This window comes from Bacteroides sp. NGMCC 1.200775 (assembly GCF_040798045.1).
Lineage (GTDB): Bacteria > Bacteroidota > Bacteroidia > Bacteroidales > Bacteroidaceae > Bacteroides > Bacteroides hominis.
Window position 1 is genome coordinate 246,735 of sequence record NZ_JASCQK010000005.1, and the last position, 23,170, is coordinate 269,904.

At 40.2% G+C, this 23,170-nt stretch carries 19 protein-coding genes; 9 read left to right on the forward strand and 10 right to left on the reverse strand.

The genetic code is table 11. From position 1 onward, the window contains the following. Window positions 1–4 precede the first annotated feature (4 nt). Entirely contained in the window at window positions 5–3,046 is a 3,042-nt protein-coding gene (locus tag QK890_RS14835; protein ID WP_032540421.1) for a DEAD/DEAH box helicase, read from the reverse strand. A gap of 54 nt (window positions 3,047–3,100) precedes the next feature. Here QK890_RS14835 and mnmA point away from each other — a divergent pair, with 54 nt between their 5' ends. Further along, window positions 3,101–4,192, forward strand: a complete 1,092-nt coding sequence (gene mnmA / locus QK890_RS14840; RefSeq protein WP_005812267.1) for a tRNA 2-thiouridine(34) synthase MnmA — start codon at window positions 3,101–3,103, stop codon at window positions 4,190–4,192. A gap of 55 nt (window positions 4,193–4,247) precedes the next feature. Here mnmA and QK890_RS14845 read toward each other — a convergent pair whose 3' ends face one another. Then, window positions 4,248–5,759: a GH3 auxin-responsive promoter family protein gene (locus tag QK890_RS14845; protein ID WP_005779518.1), complete on the reverse strand. Its 1,512-nt coding sequence runs from the start codon at window positions 5,757–5,759 to the stop codon at window positions 4,248–4,250. A 169-nt stretch (window positions 5,760–5,928) separates the two neighbouring features. On the opposite strand from QK890_RS14845, the gene QK890_RS14850 reads away from it, so the two are divergent. Next, a complete protein-coding gene (locus tag QK890_RS14850; RefSeq protein WP_005779516.1) occupies window positions 5,929–6,939 on the forward strand; it encodes an ATP-dependent 6-phosphofructokinase in 1,011 nt (336 codons plus the stop codon). A gap of 18 nt (window positions 6,940–6,957) precedes the next feature. Here the strand turns inward: QK890_RS14850 and rnc are convergent, their stop codons facing one another. Genes rnc through QK890_RS14865 form a run of 3 tightly spaced genes read right to left on the reverse strand, consistent with a single transcriptional unit; the run spans window position 6,958 to window position 9,349 of the window. After that, window positions 6,958–7,830 carry a ribonuclease III gene (rnc, locus tag QK890_RS14855; protein WP_032530639.1) on the reverse strand — a complete coding sequence of 291 codons (873 nt, stop codon included), beginning with the start codon at window positions 7,828–7,830 and terminating at the stop codon, window positions 6,958–6,960. Window positions 7,831–7,834: 4 nt separating this feature from the next. Then, window positions 7,835–9,097: a beta-ketoacyl-ACP synthase II gene (fabF, locus tag QK890_RS14860; RefSeq protein WP_005779512.1), complete on the reverse strand. Its 1,263-nt coding sequence runs from the start codon at window positions 9,095–9,097 to the stop codon at window positions 7,835–7,837. A 15-nt stretch (window positions 9,098–9,112) separates the two neighbouring features. Further along, window positions 9,113–9,349, reverse strand: coding sequence for an acyl carrier protein (locus QK890_RS14865; protein ID WP_005779510.1), 237 nt, complete (start codon window positions 9,347–9,349; stop codon window positions 9,113–9,115). 98 nt (window positions 9,350–9,447) lie between these two features. Here QK890_RS14865 and purN point away from each other — a divergent pair, with 98 nt between their 5' ends. Further along, the gene (purN, locus tag QK890_RS14870; RefSeq protein WP_032530640.1) at window positions 9,448–10,074 is read left to right on the forward strand and encodes a phosphoribosylglycinamide formyltransferase; all 627 of its coding nucleotides are present in this window, start codon (window positions 9,448–9,450) and stop codon (window positions 10,072–10,074) included. Window positions 10,075–10,202: 128 nt separating this feature from the next. Here purN and pdxB read toward each other — a convergent pair whose 3' ends face one another. Then, window positions 10,203–11,246, reverse strand: a complete 1,044-nt coding sequence (gene pdxB / locus QK890_RS14875; RefSeq protein WP_220575787.1) for a 4-phosphoerythronate dehydrogenase PdxB — start codon at window positions 11,244–11,246, stop codon at window positions 10,203–10,205. Between the two features lie 132 nt (window positions 11,247–11,378). Between pdxB and QK890_RS14880 the strand changes: the two genes are divergently transcribed. Then, a complete protein-coding gene (locus QK890_RS14880; RefSeq protein ID WP_032538286.1) occupies window positions 11,379–12,095 on the forward strand; it encodes a glycosyltransferase family 2 protein in 717 nt (238 codons plus the stop codon). Between the two features lie 4 nt (window positions 12,096–12,099). Then, window positions 12,100–13,554 (forward strand): glycosyltransferase, encoded by a 1,455-nt coding sequence (locus tag QK890_RS14885; protein ID WP_080715596.1) that lies wholly within the window; start codon window positions 12,100–12,102, stop codon window positions 13,552–13,554. Here the strand turns inward: QK890_RS14885 and QK890_RS14890 are convergent. Both QK890_RS14890 and QK890_RS14895 read right to left on the reverse strand, forming a co-directional pair. After that, the gene (locus QK890_RS14890; RefSeq protein ID WP_032540418.1) at window positions 13,545–14,426 is read right to left on the reverse strand and encodes a glycosyltransferase family 2 protein; all 882 of its coding nucleotides are present in this window, start codon (window positions 14,424–14,426) and stop codon (window positions 13,545–13,547) included. The genes QK890_RS14885 and QK890_RS14890 overlap by 10 nt on opposite strands. 33 nt (window positions 14,427–14,459) lie before the next feature. Then, window positions 14,460–15,359, reverse strand: coding sequence for an alpha-1,2-fucosyltransferase (locus QK890_RS14895; RefSeq protein WP_330221649.1), 900 nt, complete (start codon window positions 15,357–15,359; stop codon window positions 14,460–14,462). Window positions 15,360–15,585: 226 nt separating this feature from the next. Between QK890_RS14895 and QK890_RS14900 the strand changes: the two genes are divergently transcribed. Further along, window positions 15,586–16,605, forward strand: a complete 1,020-nt coding sequence (locus QK890_RS14900) for a glycosyl transferase family 90 (RefSeq protein WP_186993231.1) — start codon at window positions 15,586–15,588, stop codon at window positions 16,603–16,605. Window positions 16,606–16,622: 17 nt separating this feature from the next. After that, entirely contained in the window at window positions 16,623–17,537 is a 915-nt protein-coding gene (locus tag QK890_RS14905) for a glycosyltransferase family 8 protein (protein ID WP_005822680.1), read from the forward strand. A 21-nt stretch (window positions 17,538–17,558) separates the two neighbouring features. On the opposite strand, the gene QK890_RS14910 is transcribed toward QK890_RS14905, so the two are convergent. After that, window positions 17,559–18,557 carry a glycosyltransferase gene (locus QK890_RS14910; protein ID WP_122296273.1) on the reverse strand — a complete coding sequence of 333 codons (999 nt, stop codon included), beginning with the start codon at window positions 18,555–18,557 and terminating at the stop codon, window positions 17,559–17,561. Between the two features lie 143 nt (window positions 18,558–18,700). Here QK890_RS14910 and QK890_RS14915 point away from each other — a divergent pair, with 143 nt between their 5' ends. Further along, window positions 18,701–19,867 (forward strand): glycosyltransferase, encoded by a 1,167-nt coding sequence (locus QK890_RS14915; RefSeq protein WP_022011203.1) that lies wholly within the window; start codon window positions 18,701–18,703, stop codon window positions 19,865–19,867. Window positions 19,868–19,905: 38 nt separating this feature from the next. Here the strand turns inward: QK890_RS14915 and QK890_RS14920 are convergent, their stop codons facing one another. Continuing rightward, window positions 19,906–20,904 carry a glycosyltransferase gene (locus QK890_RS14920; protein ID WP_122296271.1) on the reverse strand — a complete coding sequence of 333 codons (999 nt, stop codon included), beginning with the start codon at window positions 20,902–20,904 and terminating at the stop codon, window positions 19,906–19,908. Window positions 20,905–21,130: 226 nt separating this feature from the next. Between QK890_RS14920 and QK890_RS14925 the strand changes: the two genes are divergently transcribed. After that, window positions 21,131–22,966 carry an ABC transporter ATP-binding protein gene (locus QK890_RS14925; protein ID WP_005779396.1) on the forward strand — a complete coding sequence of 612 codons (1,836 nt, stop codon included), beginning with the start codon at window positions 21,131–21,133 and terminating at the stop codon, window positions 22,964–22,966. Window positions 22,967–23,170: the final 204 nt, after the last annotated feature.

Sequence of the window (23,170 nt, forward strand, 5' to 3'; positions counted from 1 at the left end):
AAGTTTACAAAAGTCCCGCCCACTCCTGGTTGGTTAGTGTGGGGAGCTGATCTGTTTCTGTGATGAAAGTTTCCGCCAGTTTTCGTTTTTCCTCTTGTAGCTGTATGATTTTCTCTTCTATGCTTCCTTGCGTGATGAAACGGTAAGCAATTACTTGTTTGTCTTGTCCGATACGGTGCGCGCGGGCAATGGCCTGTGCTTCGGCTGCCGGGTTCCACCAGGGATCGATGATGAACACATAGTCTGCTTGTGTCAGGTTGAGGCCCACTCCTCCGGCTTTTAGTGAGATAAGGAAAGCTTGTATCCTGGGGTCACGGCTAAAGCGTGCAATCTCTTCCGGGCGATTGGTAGAAGAGCCTGTTAGAAGAGCATAATCCCATTGACGTTTACGAAACTCATCGGCCACCAACTCCAGATGTTTGACGAAAGAAGAAAAGATCAGTACCTTATGGCCTTCGCTCCGGAGTGTTTCGAAGGTCTCTATAATTAGGTTTAGTTTACCGGATTCACCGATGAAACCGGGTAAAATCATCTGCGGATGGCAGGCGAGTTGCCTTAAACGGAGAATCCCGTTGAGTATTATGAGCGGTTGCTGACCCTTCTCTACGGTCTGTTCCAGCAGAATGTTCCGGAGACTGTTCTTTTCATGTTGGTAGAGCTCGTTCTGTTTCTTTGCCATGTCGCAATAAATCACTTCTTCGGTTAATGACGGTAGTTCCGGAGCTACTTCCTGCTTGCTTCTGCGTAGTATAAATGGGGAAATGAGTTGTCGTAGACGAAACTTCATCCGTTCGTCACCTTGACGGATGGCGTTGATGAACTGTTTGCTGAACGCTGTCTCGTTTCCTAAAAGTTCAGGCTGTAGAAAATGAAACTGTGCCCAAAGATCCTTCAGGGAATTCTCAATAGGAGTTCCTGTCAGAATTAGCCTGTGTTTACTTTGTAATTGTATCGCTGAACGGAATGTAAGTGATTCGCTGTTTTTTATGTTTTGACTTTCATCGAGAACTATGTACTCAAACTTATATTGGGATAAAGTCGCAATATTATTGCGCATCGTGCCATAAGTGGTAAAGACCAGATGATATTGGTCGAAGTGCTTTGACAAGCGATTGATTTCATTGGTGGAGTTTCCGTTATATTCCGTCATTGACAGGCTGGTAAAACGGGATGCTTCCCGTTTCCAGTTATGCAAAAGCGAGGTAGGCACAACAATAAGGGTGGCATGCAGGCGTGGTGTCTGGCTTTTCTTTTGATTTAGTACAGCACATTGCAAGTCGTTTTGTCCGCTTCGGGAGGCGTTGGGGGCTTCGGTTTTTACCGGAAAAAGTGATAACTGCCCCTTTTCATCGAAGAAAGCTTCCTTTTGCACAGGAGAGCCTTGAGTGTTTTCTTTCTCTTCCAGGCTGTTTGTTTCCTGATTTGTTGAGGCGGCTGTTCCCGGTTTGTAGATGTATTGTAAAAGTGTAAGGGTTTGCAAGGTCTTTCCAAGGCCCATATCATCGGCCAGACATCCTCCGAATTTTTCGAGGTATAGGTTTGCCATCCATGAGAAACCTTTCTGCTGATAGGGGCGAAGATTGGCCTTGAGCCCTGCAGGTACAGGGATTGGTTTCTCCAATCGGACGCCGGTTGCTATACCTGGACCTTTTTCCAGGATCGATTTTATTACACCCACAAAAGGACGCTTCAGTCGGATGTTCTTACCTGATTCTTTACCTATCTCAAGCAGATTGGCGTATTTGGTGAACCATTCTTCGGGGAGGAGGATAATGCGTCCGTCAGAGAGGGGATATTCCCTGTTGTTGTCCAGTATATTTTTGCGGAATCGGCTGAAGGGAATTTTCTGATTGTCTATGACGACATTGATATGTAATTCGAACCAGTCGGGGCCATCTTCGTAATCCTGTTCTATCCGGATATCCGGAAGATAGTATGGCTTCTTGTGCGTATCACTTGATAAGATAAACTTTTCCAGTAGCATTTCCCGGTGACGGCTGACCCACTCGGTAATGTTTTTTTCGGGAGCGATAGGCGATAGTTTGAAATGGGAATCACTGACACATTGTAATCCGGCTTTTTGAAGCAGACGGATTGCCTGTTTCTCGGCAGCTGAGTTACGTTGGAAATAGTGGATGACAGTTTGTCCATTCTCTTGCCCCCGGAAGATGATTTTCTTGATTCCATCGGAACCATGAGGTGAAAAAGTCCGGTCTCCATAACGAAAATCAAGCCGTAACAAAGTATCATTATAGATTGTATCTTCAAGGTAGAGATAAGCATCACACGGACGTCTTTCTCTGATCACTTTGACTCCTTGAATATTGATTTCATGGTAATACGCAAGGGGAATCATGATATTGTCTATGTATTTTTCAGTCAATGAAGCGTCCACGCTGATACGTTCTTTCTTGGTGAAAGGCAGTAAGCGTGAAGCTTCAATATGGGGGACAGTAAATAAATCCATACCCAGCAATAAGGTGGCAGGATTGGAGGTGAGGACAGTGACAGGTTTTTGTTCCATCAGTGAAACCGGCAGGTCGTCATAGTAGCATTGCAGTTGATAGCTGAAATATTCCTCGGTTACTTTAAAAGAGAAATGGGCTTCTAAATCGTGGGGATGGACACGGTATGCATGGTGTTCATAGAGTTGCTTGCTTCCACTTGGTTTCTGATAAAACGGAAGTTGCCTGGTGCGTATCAGTTCTAACATCTCCAACAGTTTCTTCTCTATGAAAGGACGGATTTGTTCTTTAAGTTTGTTATTGTCCTCGGCCAGTTTGCGGAGGAATTTAGGGACTGTTTTTTCACGGGAATAGACTCCCATCAGATATTTTTCAGTATAATGAGAAGCAATGTCAATGGCTTTTTGTTCTGCTTCATTCATTTTTTTGATCGCATCGGGAGAGGCATGGAAAGCTTGTTCGATCACTTCCAACGTGTTGTCAGGGGTTCGGCTGACAGTGTAGGGGATGAGTAATATCCCCAGAACAGGGTGCTCTACGAGTACAATGACAACTTGGTTGGTGGAAAGTGCTTTTTTCATTCTGTCCGGTTTGGAAGGTCAAAGATACGGGATTTTATGTAATTTTGCGGTATGATGGAGGAAAACAAACGAGTCTTATTGGGAATGAGCGGTGGTACGGATAGCTCTGTGGCTGCCATGCTATTACTTGAAGCCGGTTATGAAGTAACGGGAGTTACCTTTCGTTTCTATGAGTTTAATGATTCTACGGAATACTTGGAAGATGCCCGTGCATTAGCAACTCGCTTAGGTATCGAACATATCACTTATGATGCGCGCGAGATTTTCCGGAAGAAAATTGTTGATTACTTTATCGATGAATATATGGCCGGACATACTCCGGTCCCCTGTACTCTTTGCAACAACTGGTTAAAATGGCCTTTGTTGGCCAAGATTGCCGATGAAATGGGTATTTTCTATTTAGCTACCGGTCATTATGTGAGAAAGAAATGGATGGACGGAAGCTATTATATTACGCTTGCCGCAGATCCGGATAAAGACCAGTCATTTTTTCTGTGGGGATTAAAACAGGATATTTTGCAACGTATGTTGCTTCCGATGGGTGAGATGACTAAACCTGAAGCACGTGCTTATGCTGCCGGAAGAGGTTTTGAGAAAGTTTCAAAAAAGAAAGATAGCATCGGGGTTTGTTTCTGTCCACTTGATTACCGTAGTTTTCTGAAAAAGCATCTTTGCGATGCGGGAGGCGACAGGAGCAATAAAATAATCCGGGAAGTGGGCAAAGGCAGATTCCTCGATGAAAGCGGCAATTTTATTGCCTGGCATGAGGGATATCCTTTTTATACCATAGGGCAACGCAGGGGGTTAGGCATCCAACTGAACCGTGCTGTTTTTGTAAAGGAGATCCATCCTGAAACCAATGAAGTGATATTGGCTCCTTTAAAGTCCCTTGAAAAGTCAGAGATGTGGTTGAAAGACTGGAATATAATCAACGAATCCCGTCTGCTGGGCTATGATGATATTATTGTGAGAATACGTTATAGGAAACAGGAAAACCATTGTTCTGTCACAATCACTCCGGAGGGATTATTACATATACAACTACACGAACCTTTGTCCGCCATTGCAGAAGGACAAGCAGCCGCTTTTTATAAGGATGGTTTGCTGTTGGGAGGAGGGATTATAACGATGAATGATGAACGATGAATAGTATGCGGATAGCACACAGCCCATTCATCGTTCATCGTTTATCGATTATCGTTCATTGTTTATTCAAAGCAATCATTTCTTCAATGTAGTCTCTTGTATTGCTGAGTCTCGGTACTTTATGCTGACCACCTAATTTCCCTTTTTGAGCTAACCAGTCATGGAAAAGTCCTTTGCGTGCGACAATCACTTCCAATGGTTGGAGAGCGATATCTTTCCATCGTTTTGCTTCGTAGTCGGAGTTTACTTCTTTCAGTGTAGTATCCAGTACCGCCGCAAATCTTTCGATGGAATCGGGCATTTTGGCAAACTCAATAAGCCATTGATGACGGCATTTGGCATTTTCATCCATAAATACGGGGGCAGCGGAATATTCGCTGACTTGAGCACCAGTTTCAGCACATGCTTTGGCAAGCCCTTTTTCTGCATTATCTACGATCAGTTCTTCACCAAAAGCATTGATGAAGTGCTTGGTACGTCCTGTAATGACGAACTTATACGGATTCTTTCTGGTGAATTTCACAGTATCCCCGATCATGTACCGCCATAATCCGCAGGAAGTGGAGATCACCATAGCATAATTTTTATTTAGCTCTACTTCTTCAAGGCAATAGGTGCGGGGATTCTCTTTTTCCACATCCTCCAAAGGAATAAATTCGTAGAAAATACCATAGTCAATCATCAATAACATAGATGGGTCGGAGAAATCGTTTTGTGTCCCGAAATAGCCTTCCGATGCATTGTAGGTTTCGACATAATGCATTTTAGAAGAATGAATGACTTGCTTATATTGTTCACGGTAAGGGGTAAAAGCGACACCTCCGTGGAAGAATACTTCCAGATTGGGCCATACTTCTTCCAAGGTCTGCTTGCCTGTTTTTTCAAGAATACGTTTGATTAAGACCAACATCCAGGAAGGAACACCCGAAAGATTGGTTACATCTACCGGTATGGTGCTGTTGGCAATAGCTTCAATTTTGGTTTCCCATTCGTCCATTAATGCTATTTGCTTGCTTGGCACACGTATCAGGTTGATCAGCGGACTTACATTCTGGATCAATATGGCTGAAAGGTCACCTACCAAACTATGGTTGGAGTTCAGGTTCGGACTATGGCTGCCTCCCAGAATCAGTCCTTTACCGGAAAAAAAACGGCTGTCGGGATTCATGCGGAAGTAGATTGCGGCCGCGTCTTTTCCTCCCCGGTAATGAATATCCTGCAAGGCCTCTTTGCTAACCGGAAGAAACTTGCTTTTATCGTTTGTGGTGCCCGAGGATTTTGCAAACCAGCGTATTTCTGAAGGCCACAATAGGTTTTGTTCGCCTGCACGGAGACGTTCCACATAGGGCTTTACTTCTTCGTAGGTTTGTATGGGGAGTCGGTTTTTAAAGTCTTCGTAATTGCGGATAGATTTATAATCATACTTCTTTCCCCATTCAGTATTTTCTGCCTGTTTTACGAGACGGGTCAATACCCGGTGCTGTATATCTCCGGCTTGTGTATCATAAAGATCTATGGCTTTTAAACGGGAATCAAATACTTTGCTTATAATCTTTGTAATATTCATTGCTCTTTAACATATAATGTTTAGTCGTGCAAAAATAGCCTTAATTATCTTTTTTTTCTATCTTTACGACGGAAATAATAGTTAAAAGTGAAGATATGTCATGCTTTTGCAGACAGATGAGTAACTTTTTTCTTTTAAATACGTAATATTCAATAAAAAAAGAGCAGCAATGAAGATCGGAATTCTTACATCCGGAGGAGATTGCCCCGGCATAAACGCTACGATTCGCGGGGTGTGTAAAACGGCCATTAATCATTATGGAATGGAAGTTGTGGGGATTCACAGTGGTTTTCAGGGATTGCTGACGAAAGAGGTAGAATCGTTTACTGAAAAATCCTTGTCCGGATTGCTAAACCTGGGTGGTACTATGTTGGGAACTTCACGCGAGAAGCCGTTCCGTAAGCAAGGTATTATTTCGGATGTGGATAAACCGGCGCTGATACAACGTAATATTGCTGAATTGGGACTTGATTGCGTGGTGTGTATCGGTGGAAATGGTACGCAAAAGACTGCCGCAAAATTTGCAGCGATGGGAATTAATATCGTTTCTGTTCCTAAGACGATCGATAATGATATCTGGGGTACGGATATCTCTTTCGGATTCGATTCGGCAGTGAGCATTGCTACAGATGCTATCGACCGGCTTCACTCTACGGCAAGCTCTCACAAGCGGGTGATGGTAATCGAAGTGATGGGGCATAAAGCAGGATGGATTGCTCTATACTCGGGTATGGCAGGAGGAGGAGATGTAATCCTGGTTCCGGAGATACCTTATAATATAAAAAATATAGGGGATACAATTTTAAATCGTTTAAAAAAGGGGAAACCTTATTCGATTGTGGTCGTTGCCGAAGGTATCCAAACTGATGGGCGTAAGCGTGCTGCCGAATACATCGCCCAGGAAATTGAATATGAGACAGGTATTGAGACGCGTGAAACGGTGCTTGGCTATATTCAGCGCGGTGGCTCACCTACACCTTTCGACCGTAACTTATCTACCCGAATGGGAGGGCATGCAACGGAGCTGATTGCTAATGGGCAGTTTGGACGTATGATTGCATTGAAAGGTGATGAAATATCTTCCGTTGCATTAGAAGAAGTGGCCGGAAAGTTGAAATTAGTGACTGAAGAACATGACCTTGTTGTACAAGGGCGCAGGATGGGAATATGCTTCGGATAATAATCGGAGGTGTTTAGATTATATACTGATATTTTCAGTTGATGTTATTTTATCAACTTGCGGAGATTCCTCTGTCTGGTTTATTTCAGGATCGTCGGGTGTATCTTCTGTGGAGATATTATTCTGTACTTTGGCTTCTTGTACACCTGCCATGAACTCAGGATCCCCTTTGATTTTTTTGAGGGCCATCTGTGCGGCATTCTGTTGTGATTCCTTTTTGGAGTATCCTGTACCGGATCCTCCGAGTATGCCTTCAATCCGGACTTCTGTCTGAAACACGGGATTATTCTCTTTGTCAAGGAACTGTTCTATTAATTCGAAAGAAACTTCCATCTTGTTTTTCTGGCTCCATTCAATCAGCTTAGACTTGAAGTTCACCTCTTTGCGTGAGAGTTTGTCCAGATCTATATAGGGCTCGATGATTTTCTTCTGCATAAACTGTTTGCAACATTCATATCCCCGGTCAAGATAAATGGCTCCAATAAAAGCTTCGAACGCATTCCCATACATATAGCTGTTGTGGGAAGAAGAACGTGTAGAATATTTGATAAGTTTGTCCAGGCCTATTTCGACAGCCAGTTTATTTAATGTTTCACGCTGAACTATTTTAGAACGGGTGTTTGTCAGGAATCCCTCTCTTTTACCTTCGAAATGTTGATAGACAATATCCCCTACGATGGCGTCAAGAATGGCGTCACCAAGGAATTCCAAGCGTTCGTTGTTCAACGGACGTCCTTTCTCCGAACGTACAGCTGTCGATTTATGCAGGAGAGCCTGCTCGTATAGCCGGATGTTGCGTGGATAGAATCCAAGTATGCGATAAAAACAAAAATAAGACTCTCTATCCTTACAGAACAGGAGCCTTATCTTATCTATTTTATTACGTAACACGACTTTATTCAGCGTATTTCTTGAAGATTACACAAGCATTGTGACCACCAAATCCGAATGTATTCGAAAGGGCAACGTTAACTTCACGTTTCTGTGCTTTGTTGAACGTGAAATTAAGGTTATAGTCGATGTTCTCGTCGTTATCACCTTCGGCATGATTGATAGTCGGAGGAACGATGCCGTTCTTGATGGCAAGGATACTTGCAATAGACTCTACCGCACCGGCAGCACCCAACAAGTGACCTGTCATTGATTTGGTTGAACTGATATTCAACTCAAAAGCATGTTCGCCAAATACTTCCTTGATTGCTTTGGCTTCCGATATATCACCCACCGGAGTGGATGTACCGTGAACGTTGATGTAATCCACTTCTTTAGGATCCATTTCTGCATCTTCCAGGGCATTCATCATCACCAGTTTTGCACCAAGTCCTTCCGGATGAGATGCTGTCAGGTGGTGAGCATCAGCAGACATACCTACACCGGCTACTTCTGCATATATTTTTGCGCCACGGGCTTTTGCATGTTCAAGTTCTTCAAGAATCAGGCATCCTCCACCTTCACCCATTACAAAACCGTCACGGCTCGCGCTGAACGGACGAGATGCTGATTGTGGTTCGTCGTTACGAGTTGACAATGCATGCATAGCGTTGAAACCTCCTACACCGGCTGCTGCGATAGCGGCTTCCGAACCACCGGATACAATCACGTTTGCCTTACCCAGACGGATCAGGTTGAATGCATCGGCGATGGCGTTAGTAGAAGTTGCACATGCAGAACAAGTTGCGTAGTTCGGGCCGTGGAAACCATACATAATAGAAATCTGTCCGGCAGCAATATCTGAAATCATCTTAGGGATGAAGAACGGATTATACTTAGGACCGTTTTCTTTGTGAAGGGCATAATTGCTTGTTTCCTCCTCAAATGTACGTATACCACCGATACCGGCACCAAAAATAACGCCGATTCTGTTTAAATCCTCATTTTCGATATCAAGACCCGAGTCTGCAACCGCTTCTTTGGCAACGGCAACGGCATACTGTGTGTACAAGTCCATTTTACGTGCCTCTTTGCGGTCGATATATTGAGTTACATCGAAGCCTTTCACTTCACATGCAAATTGAGTCTTGAATTGCGATGCATCGAAATGAGTAATAGGTCCTGCTCCACTAACCCCGTTCACGAGGTTTTCCCAAAATTCCGGGACAGTATTGCCAACAGGAGTAATGGCGCCCAGACCTGTTACTACAACTCTCTTTAATTCCATACTGATGAAATCGAATTACTTAGCGTGTTCTTCGATGTAAGCTACAGCATCCTGTACTGTGCCAATCTTTTCAGCTTGGTCATCAGGAATAGAGATACCGAATTCTTTTTCGAATTCCATGATAAGTTCTACAGTGTCAAGAGAATCAGCTCCCAGGTCGTTAGTGAAGCTTGCTGTTTCTGTAACTTCTGATTCTTCTACGCCCAATTTATCGACGATAATCGCTTTCACTCTTGATGCAATTTCAGACATAACTTTAAGTTTTTAATTAATAATTAGTTTTATTTCTTTAAATTTGCGGTGCAAAGGAATAAATATTTATCGTCCTGCGCAAATTTTTGATTAAATAAATGCAATCTTTTGCACATTTTTCACTGTTTTGTGCACTAAAAGGTCTGATTATGGAGAAAAACATCGCTATTTTTGCTTCCGGCTCTGGTACAAATGCTGAAAACATTATCCGGTATTTCGAGGGAAATGATTCAGTCAGGGTAAAATTAGTTCTTTCTAACAGGAAGGACGCGTATGTTTTGGAGCGTGCACATCGTTTAGGAGTGCCCTGTAGGGCTTTTCCGAAGTCTGATTGGGAAATAGCGGAATCCATCTTGGATTTGCTGCGTGAACATCAGATTGACCTGATAGTGTTAGCCGGCTTCTTGTTGCGTATACCGGATGCACTTTTGCATGCTTATCCTAATAAAATTATAAATATTCATCCGGCTCTTTTACCTAAGTTTGGGGGAAAGGGGATGTATGGCGATCGGGTGCATGAGGCGGTGGTAATGGCAGGAGAGTCCGAAAGTGGTATTACTATACATTATATAGACGAGCATTACGATGAGGGAAGTATCATTTTTCAAGCTAAATGTTCAGTACTTCCCGGAGATACCCCTGCGGAAGTGGCTAAAAAAGTTCATGCGTTGGAATATGAATGGTTTCCCAGGATCATAGAACAAACCGTAAATACCTTCTTGTAGAGCTGGTTTTCTGAGGAAATGTTTTATAGTATCGTATGAGGTTGTGTCGAAACTCTTTTCACCACAGCCTCATGCAATGTTTAATATCCTCTTATTGAGGATCGGCATTATCAGGGTTAAATAGTAAATCAACCGATATTAATCTTATATGCTCCTTCTTCTCTCCTTAATGGGTAATCTCCCCGGAGTTGTTCAAATAGCTTCGGATGGGTCTTTAGTGTATCGCTGTCCCGTCGGGGATCGTAAATTTGCAGGGAGGCCGCTTCATAAGTTGTTGCGGAAATTATTTTGTTTTCCGGTTCCGGAGGAACAATCTGATAGCCGGCTTCAATCCGGAAGAACCGGCATAAGGCTTCAAGTGACATTCGGGTTGCGTTTGCTTTTCCGTCTGCGGAATATCCGGCGATGTGAGGAGTGCCTATAATTACTTTCTCTAATAATTTAAGATTGATATCCGGTTCATGTTCCCATACATCAATGACAGCATCGGACAAGGTACCTGACTGAAGAGCATCGAGCAGTGCCTCTGTTTCGATAACTTCACCGCGTGAGGTGTTCATGACTATCGCCCCCTTTTTCAGTGAACGGAAGAAGTGCTTGTCTGCCAAATGATAAGTTTTATATTTTCCCTCCTTATATAAAGGTACATGAAATGTGATTATGTCACACTCTTTGGCTATATTCTCTAAAGTAGTGAACATTGTGCTTTCTTCTTTTTCTGCTCTGGGAAGATCGTTCAGCATTACTCGCATTCCTAATTTTCGGGCTACATCAGCTACTTTGCTTCCTACATTTCCTACGCCTACGATGCCAATGGTCATTTGATGCAACTTCATTGCATGGGTTTGTTGTAAAATGAACAGGGCAGATTGGATATATTGTGCAACGGATGCCGAATTACATCCCGGGGCATTGGTCCATGTGATACCTGCTTCCCGGCAATAGGCTGTGTCGATATGATCGAATCCTATTGTAGCGGTTGCGATAAATTTTACTTTGCTTCCGGTAAGCAGTGAACGGTTACAATGCGTACGTGTGCGGATAATTAATGCATCGGCATCATGTATCAGTTCCGGGGTGAAATCTTTTCCCGGAGCATATACTACTTCATCGGCTATTTGCTCAATAGCCTCTTTGATGTAAGGTATTTTGTTGTCTACAATAACTTTCATGATTGATCAGGGGTTTGCATGCAAAGGTAGGAAATAAAAAGCAGGAAAGATTGGCTATATGGAAAATATTGCATAGATTTGCCCGGTAATGCGCATTACGATAAGTTTGAACTTAGACAATTTATATCAATAATGAAGTGTATCCACATTATTACTCCGGTAAAAGATTCTATTGAGTTGACGTTGCAAACAGCTGAGGCTATTTTAAAATCAGATTTCACCGTTCCTTTTCATTATACTATTTATAATGATTTCAGCACCGATGAAAACACGAAACGACTGAAAGAAGCATCCCTGGCGATGGGATTTGAGTTAATTAATCTGTCCGAGATCACTTCTCATCCTTCTCCCAATTATTTGCTGGTGCTTCAGATGGCACAAGAAAAGGCTGTTGCCGCTGAAGCAGGCTTGCTGATCGTTGAATCTGATGTGATTGTGAAAAAACACACTTTGCAGGCTCTTTTTGATGGTGCGCAGTCCAGACAAAACTGTGGAATAGCTGCTGCTGTGACAGTAGATGAGAACGAGGTAATTAATTATCCCTATTTATATGCGAAAGGCAAAGAAAATCAGGTGTTTCCGGAAAAGAAACATCTTAGTTTCTGCTGTTCTTTGCTGACAACCGACTTTCTGCGTGCTTTTGATTTTCATTCTTTGAATCCGGAAAAGAACTGGTTTGATGTAACTATTTCCCATCAAGCACTTGAAAAAGGTTTTGTCAATTATCTGTTTACTACTTTGACTGTATGGCATCGCCCGCATAGTAGTCGTCCATGGAAACAGTTGAAATATACGAATCCGCTTAAATATTACTGGTTGAAGTTCACTAAAGGATTGGATAAAATTTGATGGTATGGCAAAGCCGTTAGTATCTGTAGTTATTCCTGTATATAATATGGAGGAGTTTCTGGAGGAGACACTGGATTCTGTCCTGTCTTCTGATTATCCGAACTTTGAGGTGATTGTGATGGATGATGGTTCGAAAGACCGTTCTCTTGAAATTGCCGAAAGCTATAAGTCCCGGTATGAAAATGTAAGGGTTTACACACAAGCAAATAGTGGCGTTGCTACGGCTCGTAATCATGCTATTTCTAAAGCAGGCGGAGTATATATCTTGCCGGTCGATGCTGATAATCGTATTAGTAAAGAATTGATTCATTCTGCTGTAGATATACTGGAGTCGGATCCGGAAGTAAAAGTGGTCTGTCCACGTGCCGAGTTTTTCGGAGACCGTTCGGGCGAATGGGTATTACCACCTTTCTCGCTATCATTGCTTGCTCGTAAAAATATGATGGATACTTGTGCTGTTTACCGTAAGTCCGAATGGGAAAGAATTGGAGGATACTGTGCGGAGATCGTGGCTCGTGAAGATTGGGAATTTTGGATCTCAATGTTAAAGGATGGAGGAAAGGTTGTAAAGTTGCCGGAAATAGGTTTGTTTTATCGGGTGCGCGAACAGTCTAAACGTGTTACTGACCGTTTGCTAAAAAAGCATGTGATTGACGTTCTAAATAGACGACATCCTGATTTCTTTGAGCGGGAATTGGGAGGGCCGTTACGTTATCAGCGTTCCTGGTCAAGGTTAATCAATCGGATTTCCCGAATAATCCACCCTCGGAGAGTCTTCGTTGGAGATGATTTTCAGGACTTATCTTCTTTTGTACGTGTATTACCTGTGCATTTTGAGAATGGAGGAACGTTGATATATGAAGGAAGAAATAAATTGAAAGAGTTTGAAATACATGGTAGAAAGTTGATAGTGAAGTCATATCAGCTTCCTCACCTGATTAATCGAATTGTTTATAATTCTTTTCGTGCCTCTAAAGCCCGCCGTTCTTATCAATACGCACAGATGCTGCGTAAAGCAGGTATTGGTTCTCCTGCTCCTGTTGGATTTTATTCTACGGGAACATGGTTGTTGTTTGGCCGTAGCTACTTTGTGAGCCTAAAGTCCGAATGTCCTTATACGTATCGTAATCTGTTAGAGGAGACTTTTACCGGTGACAAAGAAAAGGTGTTACGTGCTATAGCCCGTACCACAGCAGCTTTACACGAAAACGGTTTTCTACATAAAGATTACTCGGGAGGGAATATTCTTTTTAGGGAAACGGATAAAGGCATTGAAGTGGAAATCATTGATTTAAACCGCATGCGTTTTGGTAAAGTCGACATAGAAACCGGTTGTAAGAACTTTGAGCGCTTGCCCGGAACACACGAGATGTTTGTTATCTTGGCAGATGAATATGCCAAAGTGAGGGGATTCGATGCCGATAGATGTCTGGAACTGATTGAGAAGAGTCATTTATGACGCATTGATTGAGACAACCCTTTGCCTAAGATTATGGTGGGCAGTATATACCAACGTCTGAAGTGGAAACATAATTTGATTATAATGATCCATTTATATATGATATAGAATAAAAAATTGGAATGCTTTTTATATACATATAATTTTGAAATAAACCTTTCTTTGTAAGCCAACGTATAAACTTTTGTAGATTCACCTTGGAGGTGTAAAAATCTATAGGTTGGCAGAACCGTTGACTGATAGTTGTGATAAGATAATCTTGTACAGATATCATACTCTTCATAATAGAGGAATATATTAGTATCAAAGCCTTTGATTTTGAAGAAGACTTCTGAAGGAAACATCATAAATGCTCCGTTGATCCATGAAGCATGTATAGGAAACTGGTATACTTTCTTTTTTCGTTTGGGGTAGCGGGCGGGACATAATCTTTCCGGGATGTCGTTTCCTAAAATCTCATATAGAATACCGATTGGATGATTGAATGAGGGTACTGCCTTCAGGTGTTTGTTGTATTGCTGTGGTGTAATGCATCCTGTTTGAGGATTTTCTTTCAAGTAACTGCATAATGGGCTAATGCAGTCCTCTAATAGCTCAGTGTCATTGTTTAGAAAGCAGAGGTATTTCCCTTGGGCTATGTTTGCGCCAACCATATTCCCTGCCCCGAAACCACTGTTTATTTTGTTGCGTATAATAGTAATTTCCTGACCGGAAAGATTTTCAGTAAGGTGTTGATAGTCTGTTTCCTGGCTGGCATTGTCGACAACTATTATTTCGTAAGTGCCATTAGGCAGGTATTTGTGTATACTGTTAATGCAGTTTAGGGTTAATCGGGAGGTATTATAATTCAGGATGATAATTGATACTTTCATAGTGGTATGGGGTTTATTTAATTATTATTGGGGTTATATATCTATCGAAATCCAGCTTTCCGGAAGTATGTGGGGTGTCTTCTTGACGTTTGACCAGCGTGAAGGTGCGATAACAGTTTTATCCTTATAGGCATTTAGCCATGCTCCCCACCAACTGAAACTGCTGTTGGCTATTATATTATGACGACAGAGGCTCATCAACATCATGTCCTGCCAACTGTCAGGGCCCTTATTCCAAGATATATATTGATGGGGTAAATGATGTACCTTCAAATGTGCTTTCGTCCATTCCACATCATCAGAAAAGATATGGAAGAATGCTTTCGGTTCTTTTTGTAGTATGATTGAGATTGCCTTTTGATAGTATTCTTCTGTGCATATATTTCCATATTTTATTTTGTTTTTAGCTGATGTATAATCTCCTCTTCGGATATGAATTGATACGCTCGAACGTTGTTCTTTAATTATCTTTGCCCATTCTTTTGTTCTGAAATTGGCATTTTCTGTGTTGAAAGAAAAAATATCTCTTATGGTATCTGAAGATTCTTTGAAGAAGAGTTCAGATTGAAAGAATCCTTTGTAATATACTAATGGCCATCTCTTGTGTTGTGTGTATTTATGAATGGATAATTCTTCTTCGGATTTTTCTCGTATAATCGAAAAGAATGCATACACAATTACTCTTTTAAGCCATTTATGGGCAGATATTGTTTGGGGACGGATCGAAAATACATCTTCCAGTTCATATCCGTTATGTAATTTATATTTCTTCATTTCAGACATATCTATCCGAAGCTCCGGAAATATTGTTTTCATTTGTATATAGAAGGCGTAAATGAACATTTGATTCCCTAATCCGCCTGTCATTCGTACTAATTTCATCATTCTTTGATTTTGATATGTTTTTTTAAACGTACGTTTAAAAAACATCATATTTTAACCTGCCATTTATTTTTATATGTTGTGAAATATGGATTATATTGTATGAGGTGTAAAAGGCTTATTAAAGGTTTGTTTAATCTTTATCTCCGGTTTTCTTAATAAAAAACTGTAATTAGTTTTTTCAAGTAGAAAATAAGTCTTATTTTTGTTTCATTAAACGTACGTTTAATGAAACAAAAATGAAGCTGAAAGACGTTTAGCTTAACTGCTTAATGATATGAATGATAGTCTTTTATATAAACTTTCCAGTGGCAAGCCTCCTAAGTTTATTTATTTTATAAGTAATACTTTGAAGATGCTTATTCCGAATGCTTTTTATCGGTATAAGTTGAAAAGTACATTGGCTCAATTACAGTATCGTTCGGATAAAGACTATATCGAAGAGAGGGTGAATTATTATAATAAGCTGTCTTCTCCTTCTTCTTTGCCGGAAAAGTCTTTTATAAAGAATGAATTTCGGTATTTGATCTTTTTAGGAACTCTTGCGGACAATAAAAAATCTCTTTTTCATACCGCATATTTTTTTGATACCAGGGAATATACCCGTTGGTTTAAACAATCTCTTCGGTGGGGATATTGCCCGGGCGATGTATATTTCACTCCGGAATTCCCGTCTATTGTGAAAAGCCGTTTACTGACCGATTCCAATGATAACTCTGTTGTTATGAAACTGGATAAGTTCAGGCATTTTATGTTTGTAAATGATACAATGCCTTTTTCTTCTAAAAAGGATATGGTTATCTTCAGAGGGAAAATACGACGAAGCCGTACCCGTAAATTATTTTTAGAGATGTATATGGGCCATCCGATGTGTGACTGTGGAGTCGTTGGTAAGGATGAGGGAGTACCGGACGCATGGATGACTCCTAAAAAAACGATTCGTCAGCATTTGGATTATAAGTTCATAATGGCATTGGAGGGGAATGATGTTGCATCAAATCTGAAATGGGTAATGTCTTCTAACTCGATAGCAGTGATGCCGCGTCCCACTTGCGAAACTTGGTTTATGGAAGGGAAATTGATTCCTAACTATCATTATATTGAGATTAAACCCGATTTTACGGATTTGGAGGAACGGTTGAAGTATTACATCGAACATCCGGAAGAGGCTCAACAAATCATAGAGCATGCTCATGAATATGTGGCTCAGTTCAGAAATCCTCGTCGTGAAAAGTTAATATCGCTGTTGGTTCTGGATAAATATTTTCGGATGACAGGTCAAAATATTGAAGATTGATAAAACTCTATTCTCCTATGATACATATAGCATGTAATATTGACTCTAATTTTACGGTACACTGTGCAGTAACTTTGGTTTCACTGTTCGAAAATAACCGTGAATCTGAGTTTTGTATCCATATTGTGGCCTCTACACTGCCTTCTGAAGATAAGGAAGTACTAAAAACAATAGCAGGTCGTTATGGTAATGAAGTACGCTTTTACTTTCCTCCGGAAGACTTGTTGCATAATTTTTCTATCAAGAAGTTTGGTAAGCGCATTTCTATGGCCACTTATTACCGTTGTATGTTCTCGGCCATTTTACCGGAAGAGGTGGATAAAGTGCTTTATCTGGATTGTGATATTGTTATTCTTGGAGATATATCAGAGTATTGGAATACAGATATGAGTAATTATTCGGTTGCTTGTGTCGAAGATATCGGCAGTAATGAAGATGAACGTTATGATATCTTGAAATATGATAAATCATTCTCTTATTTTAATGCGGGAGTACTACTTATCAATTTGCGCTATTGGCGTGAGCATAAAATAGATGAACAATGTGAACAGTATTTTTTACGATATCCCGAGCGTATCCGCTTTAATGACCAGGATCTTTTGAATGCTGTTCTGCATGAATCTAAACTTTTTGTTCCCTTAAAATGGAATATGCAGGATGGTTTCTACCGTTATGGGGCGGATAAAGGAGTGAAAGATAAGAAGCAATTGCATCAACAATTGCTCCATCCTGTTATCCTGCATTATACTAATAAAAAACCCTGGAATTATGATAGCATGCATCCTTTGAAAGGGGAATACTTTAAGTATCTGGATATGACTCCCTGGAAAGGCAAACGACCTTTATCTACTTTTAAAGCTCGTTTGTCTTGGTGGTTGAAGTTGCTTCCTTATGCAATGCGGTTCCGTAAGCCCAAGTATATGAAGCTGTAAATACATTGATCAAAGCATTTGCTATCTGTTGCGTCTTTTTTGTACAATTTTCCGGTACATAATCATTCCAATTGTATATAGCTTGAAATGATTATATATGCAGTATCGTCTGATCGCTTTTGATAATCCGATGTCTTTCAGACTGAGATAGTCATAATGGTGACAAATCTCCATTGTAGCTGCAATTATTTGGTCATTAAGGGGGGAAGGCCTCATGATGATGATATGATTGATTAAGTGGAATGCTTTTTTTAGTAGTTTTAATGGCTTTTCCGATACAGCTTGTTGCTGTTTGACAAATTGGTATTGATCGTGCAGGGCCTGAACTAACTGAAACTCTTTTATTGGATTAAATGTTGTATTTGTGAGACTGCCTGAACGGATCCTATAATGATATTTAGGTGCTTGTATCAATACGGTTTTGTTAGCTCTATAAAATATCTTGTAACTGAGAGCAGCATCTTCAAAACTTTTTCCTACAGGAAAGCGGAGGTTATTGAATAGTTCCCGTTTATATAACTTTTCCCAAACATAGTTTCGTATAATCTTATCTTTGATGAGAGCCATCATGGCATCTTTGTGGTTAAATGTGATTATCTCTTTAGATTCAAAAACAGCTTTTGTCTTGGTTCCATATTCTATATAGTGTGCACAGGCAGATATGTCCGCCTGATACTTATTTAGAAGATTATAAAGCGTTTCGTACATATCATTTTCAATCCAATCATCACTATCCACGAAACCTATTAAATCACCGGATGCAATGTCAAGACCCGCATTACGAGCGTCACTTAATCCTCCGTTCTTTTTGTGTATGACTTTGATTCTTGTATCCAATTTAGCAAACTTATCACAAATAGCAGGGGACTCATCTGTCGAGCCGTCATCAACGATGATTACTTCTAAGTGAGTATATGTCTGGTCTAAGACCGATTGAATGCATTGGCTTAAAAAGGGGGCTACATTATATACCGGAATAATAATACTTATTAATGGAGACTCATCGATTTTTTTCATCATTAAGTAGTTTATTTAGTTAAGTCTAGGATCATTTTTACATATATGGATGCAAATATAGTATAATAGTAGTACATACGTGCTCTTTTAACCTAAAAAATGTAAATGTAATCCGTTTGTTGTCTTGCCTATACATACTTTTGTATATGATAAAGAGAAGAATTTTATTTTTTCATAGTGAGTTTCCTGCTGGAGGAGCTGAAAGAGTTACAATGGATATTGCCGATTTTGTAGCTCAATATGGCTATGAAACATATGTTATTACACATCAGATTAACAGTGGAAGTTATTCCAATATTAAGGTTATTGAGTTTCAAGGTGGAGGCGATGTTGACAGTCAGGAGAATGCTGACTTTATCATTCATACTCTCAACTCGTTGAAAATTGATATCTTTATTCTGCCTATTTGTCTTTTAAGCAGGTTGGATTTTATTAAAAGTAAAGTTGATAGTAAATTGATCTTTGCTTGTCACAGCACTCCTTTCTGGGAAATAACAGCCCGTCTACATAGGAGAAGGGGTAGAGCGCGTGGTTCTTTCTTTAAAATGTTGGAATGGGGGGTATTAACTTATCCAAAGATAGTATGGTTAAAGAAATATGACTCTTTTTTTATTAATCAATATAAGTTTGTTTATGATCAAGTTGATGCTTTTACTGTTTTGTGTGAGGAATATAAACAAATACTGCTTAATAAAATGGGAGTATCACTTGATGAGCAGAAAGTACATGTTATATATAATTCTGAGAGACAATGTCCGAATGTTAATTTGAATAAGAAAAAGCAGATTCTCTTTGTTGGGCGTATGAGTTATTATGATAAGCGGGTTGACCGTTTGTTGGATATTTGGGGAATGATATATAAAAAAGTACCGGATTGGGAATTGATTTTAGTAGGAGGTGGAAAAGAACTTCCTCTACTTCAAGCAAAAAGTCAAAAGATGAAACTTCAACGAATACGTTTTGCGGGACATAGCGATCATGTCGATGATTTCTATCGTGATGCTTCCGTATTATGTTTGACTTCAGCTTTTGAGGGATGGCCACTATGTTTGACGGAGGCTCAGGCGAATGGTGTCGTACCTGTAGCTTTTGATTGTGTAGCCGGGATACGCCAGATTTTGTCGCCTTCAGGCGTTAATGGGTGCCTTGTACCTTCTTTTAGTTTACATAAATATGCTGAGATGTTATTGTCTCTGTTGATGGATTCGGAAAAGTTACAAAAGATGCGGAATAACGTGATTTTGAAATCAAAAGAGTACTCTCCTGAAATTGTCGGACAAAAATGGCTCGGTTTGTTCGAATCATTGTTATAATCTCTTTTGTATGAATACCTTTTTAGGAGAATATAAGTTTAAACTTTTCTCTTCTTGGGAATCAGTTTGCGATAAAGTGTCATTCCTATTTTATATATTCTGAAATGATGATAAATGAAATATCGTTTGATGGTTCTTGACACTCCGATATCTTGTGGTTTTAGATAATCATATTGGTGCATAATCTCTAATGTTTTGTCAATGACCTCATTGTTGAGTGTTGAGGAGGGGAGTATAATCGTGTGATTGATTAAGTGGATGCTTTTTTTTATAATCATTACAGGTTTGTCATTGATTAGTTGACGTTTTTTCATGAATTGGTATTGTTCGTGTATGGCTTGCACATATTGTATTCCTTTGAGAGGGCTGAACGAAGAATTAGTAGTGCTTCCCAAACGAATTCTGTAGTGATATTTAGGTTTATATTTTAATACTGTTTTGTTGGATCTATCAAATATCTTATAACTTAGGGATATGTCCTCAAAAACTTGTCCAATAGGGAAATATAATCCGGTAAATAGGTCACGTTTATATAATTTTTCTACGACATAATTTTTTATAATCTTATCTTCGGACAATGTTTTCATAACATCTGCATGGTTGAAAGTCATTATTTCCTCTTTCGATCTGTAGACAGTTGGTCTGCCATCCTCATATTCCAGATAATGTGTGCAGGCAGATATATCTGCTCCGTATTGACTGATTAGATTATAAAGTGTCTCATACATATCGTTATCAATCCAATCATCACTATCCACAAAACCGATATATTCTCCGGATGCTGTGTCTAAACCGATATTGCGGGCAGCACTTTGTCCACCATTCTTTTTGTGTATCACTTTCACGCGAGCGTCTAAGGCTGCAAAATGGTCACAAATAGCAGGTGAATGGTCTGTGGAACCATCATCTACAACAATAATCTCCAGGTTAGTATATGTCTGATCCAAAATTGATTGCAGGCATTGATGTAAATATGCCTCTACATTGTATACAGGCACAATAATGCTAATAAGGGGGAGTGTTCCCGATTTTTCCATTTTTATTTAGGTTTAGTAATATGCTATTGTCTTTGTACGTTGCAAAGATAACATATTGTTTTTGTTTTTCTGAATATATATTTGATAGCTTTATGGGATGCGTGGTTGTTTTTGCAGTATAAAAAGAGAGCATCTGCTTAATTCGCCACTGACTTTCTACTCTCTGAATAGTAACTTGCTGAATATTTTCTGTTATCTTTGCAACTTAATCATTTAATAGTAAGTAATGAAGGAATTTTTTCAACTTATGCGGCGTTTTGTGCCGCCTTACAAGAAGTATGTAATATGGGCGTTGATACTAAATTTATTCTCGGCCATTCTGAATATATTTTCTTTTTCTTTGATAGCCCCCATTCTACAGATATTATTTAAGGTTGATAAAGATGTATATGAGTTTATCCCATGGGATACTGCTTCAATTAGTACAAAGGACCTTCTGATAAATAATTTCTATTATTATGTTTCAGATATGATCCAGATCAACGGCGCTTCTTTTACTCTGATGTTGTTAGGACTCTTTTTAGTGGTAATGACTTTCTTTAAAACATTCTGCTATTTCGCTTCGTCAGCCGTGATGATTCCTTTGCGTACCGGTGTGGTACGGGATATTCGAGTGATGGTCTATGATAAAGTGATTCGTTTGCCACTTGGATTCTTCTCGGAGGAGCGAAAAGGAGATATCATAGCCCGTATGAGCGGGGACGTGGGAGAAATAGAGAACTCGGTTACCAGTTCATTGGATATGTTGGTAAAGAATCCGATCTTGATAATCGCTTATTTTACTACGCTGCTTGTAATCAGTTGGCAACTAACCCTTTTCACTTTATTGGTTGTACCATTGATGGGGTGGGTGATGGGTACGGTAGGCAAAAAACTTAAACGTCAATCCCTTGAAGCTCAGGCAAAGTGGAGCGATACGATGTCGCAACTGGAAGAAACATTAGGAGGACTTCGTATCATTAAGGCTTTCATTGCTGAAAATAAGATGATGAATCGTTTCCTGAAATGCAGTAACGAGTTTCGGGAGGCAACCAATAAAGTGGCGACCCGTCAGGCATTAGCCCATCCGATGAGTGAGTTTTTAGGTACGACCATGATTGTAATTGTGCTTTGGTTTGGCGGTTCACTGATTTTGAGCAGTCATTCTTCTATTGATGCTTCTACTTTTATGGTATATCTGACTATCCTTTATAGCGTAATCAATCCTTTGAAGGAATTTTCAAAAGCCGGGTATAATATTCCTAAAGGTTTGGCTTCGATGGAGCGTGTGGATAAGATTCTGAAAGCGGAAAATAAGATTGTGGAGATTCCTGAACCGAAGCCGCTGAATGGGTTAAAAGAGAAAGTAGAATTTAGGGATATTTCTTTCAGCTATGATGGAAAGAAAGAAGTGCTTCAACATATTAACCTCACTGTACCTAAAGGTAAGACCGTTGCTTTGGTTGGACAGTCCGGTTCAGGGAAATCTACGTTGGTAGATTTGTTGCCCCGTTATCACGATGTACAGGAAGGAGCGATTACTATTGACGGAGTCAGCATTAAAGACGTTCGCATCTCCGACTTGCGCAGCCTGATCGGGAATGTCAATCAGGAAGCCATCTTGTTTAACGATACTTTCTTTAATAATATAGCTTTTGGTGTAGAAAATGCTACGATGGAGCAAGTGATTGAGGCTGCCAAGATTGCCAATGCTCACGATTTTATCATGGAGAAAGAAGACGGCTATCATACGAATATAGGTGACCGAGGCAGTAAACTTTCCGGAGGCCAGCGTCAGCGTATCAGTATAGCACGGGCTATCTTGAAGAATCCTCCGATTTTGATTCTTGACGAGGCTACTTCTGCTTTAGACACTGAGTCGGAACGGTTGGTACAGGAGGCATTGGAGCGTTTAATGAAAACACGTACCACCATTGCTATTGCCCACCGTCTCTCTACCATCAAGAACGCAGATGAAATATGTGTACTATATGAAGGAGAAATAGTAGAACGTGGAAAACACGAAGAATTATTGGCTAAGAACGGTTATTATAAACGACTGAATGACATGCAGTCGCTGTAGGCATGGCAGAGAGATAGTGAACTCCCTCACTTTTTAATAATAACTTTTTTGCTAAGGCGGGTAGGGCAAGGTGGATTTGCCCTACCGGGGTTATAGCTAATTCGATATCAGAAGAAAGAATCTTTGAGGCGGTTGAACGTTATCATGTTTGAAAGAAATTTTTTCGGTAGTATTCCTTTCGGGATTTATTTGTTATTGGGGGTG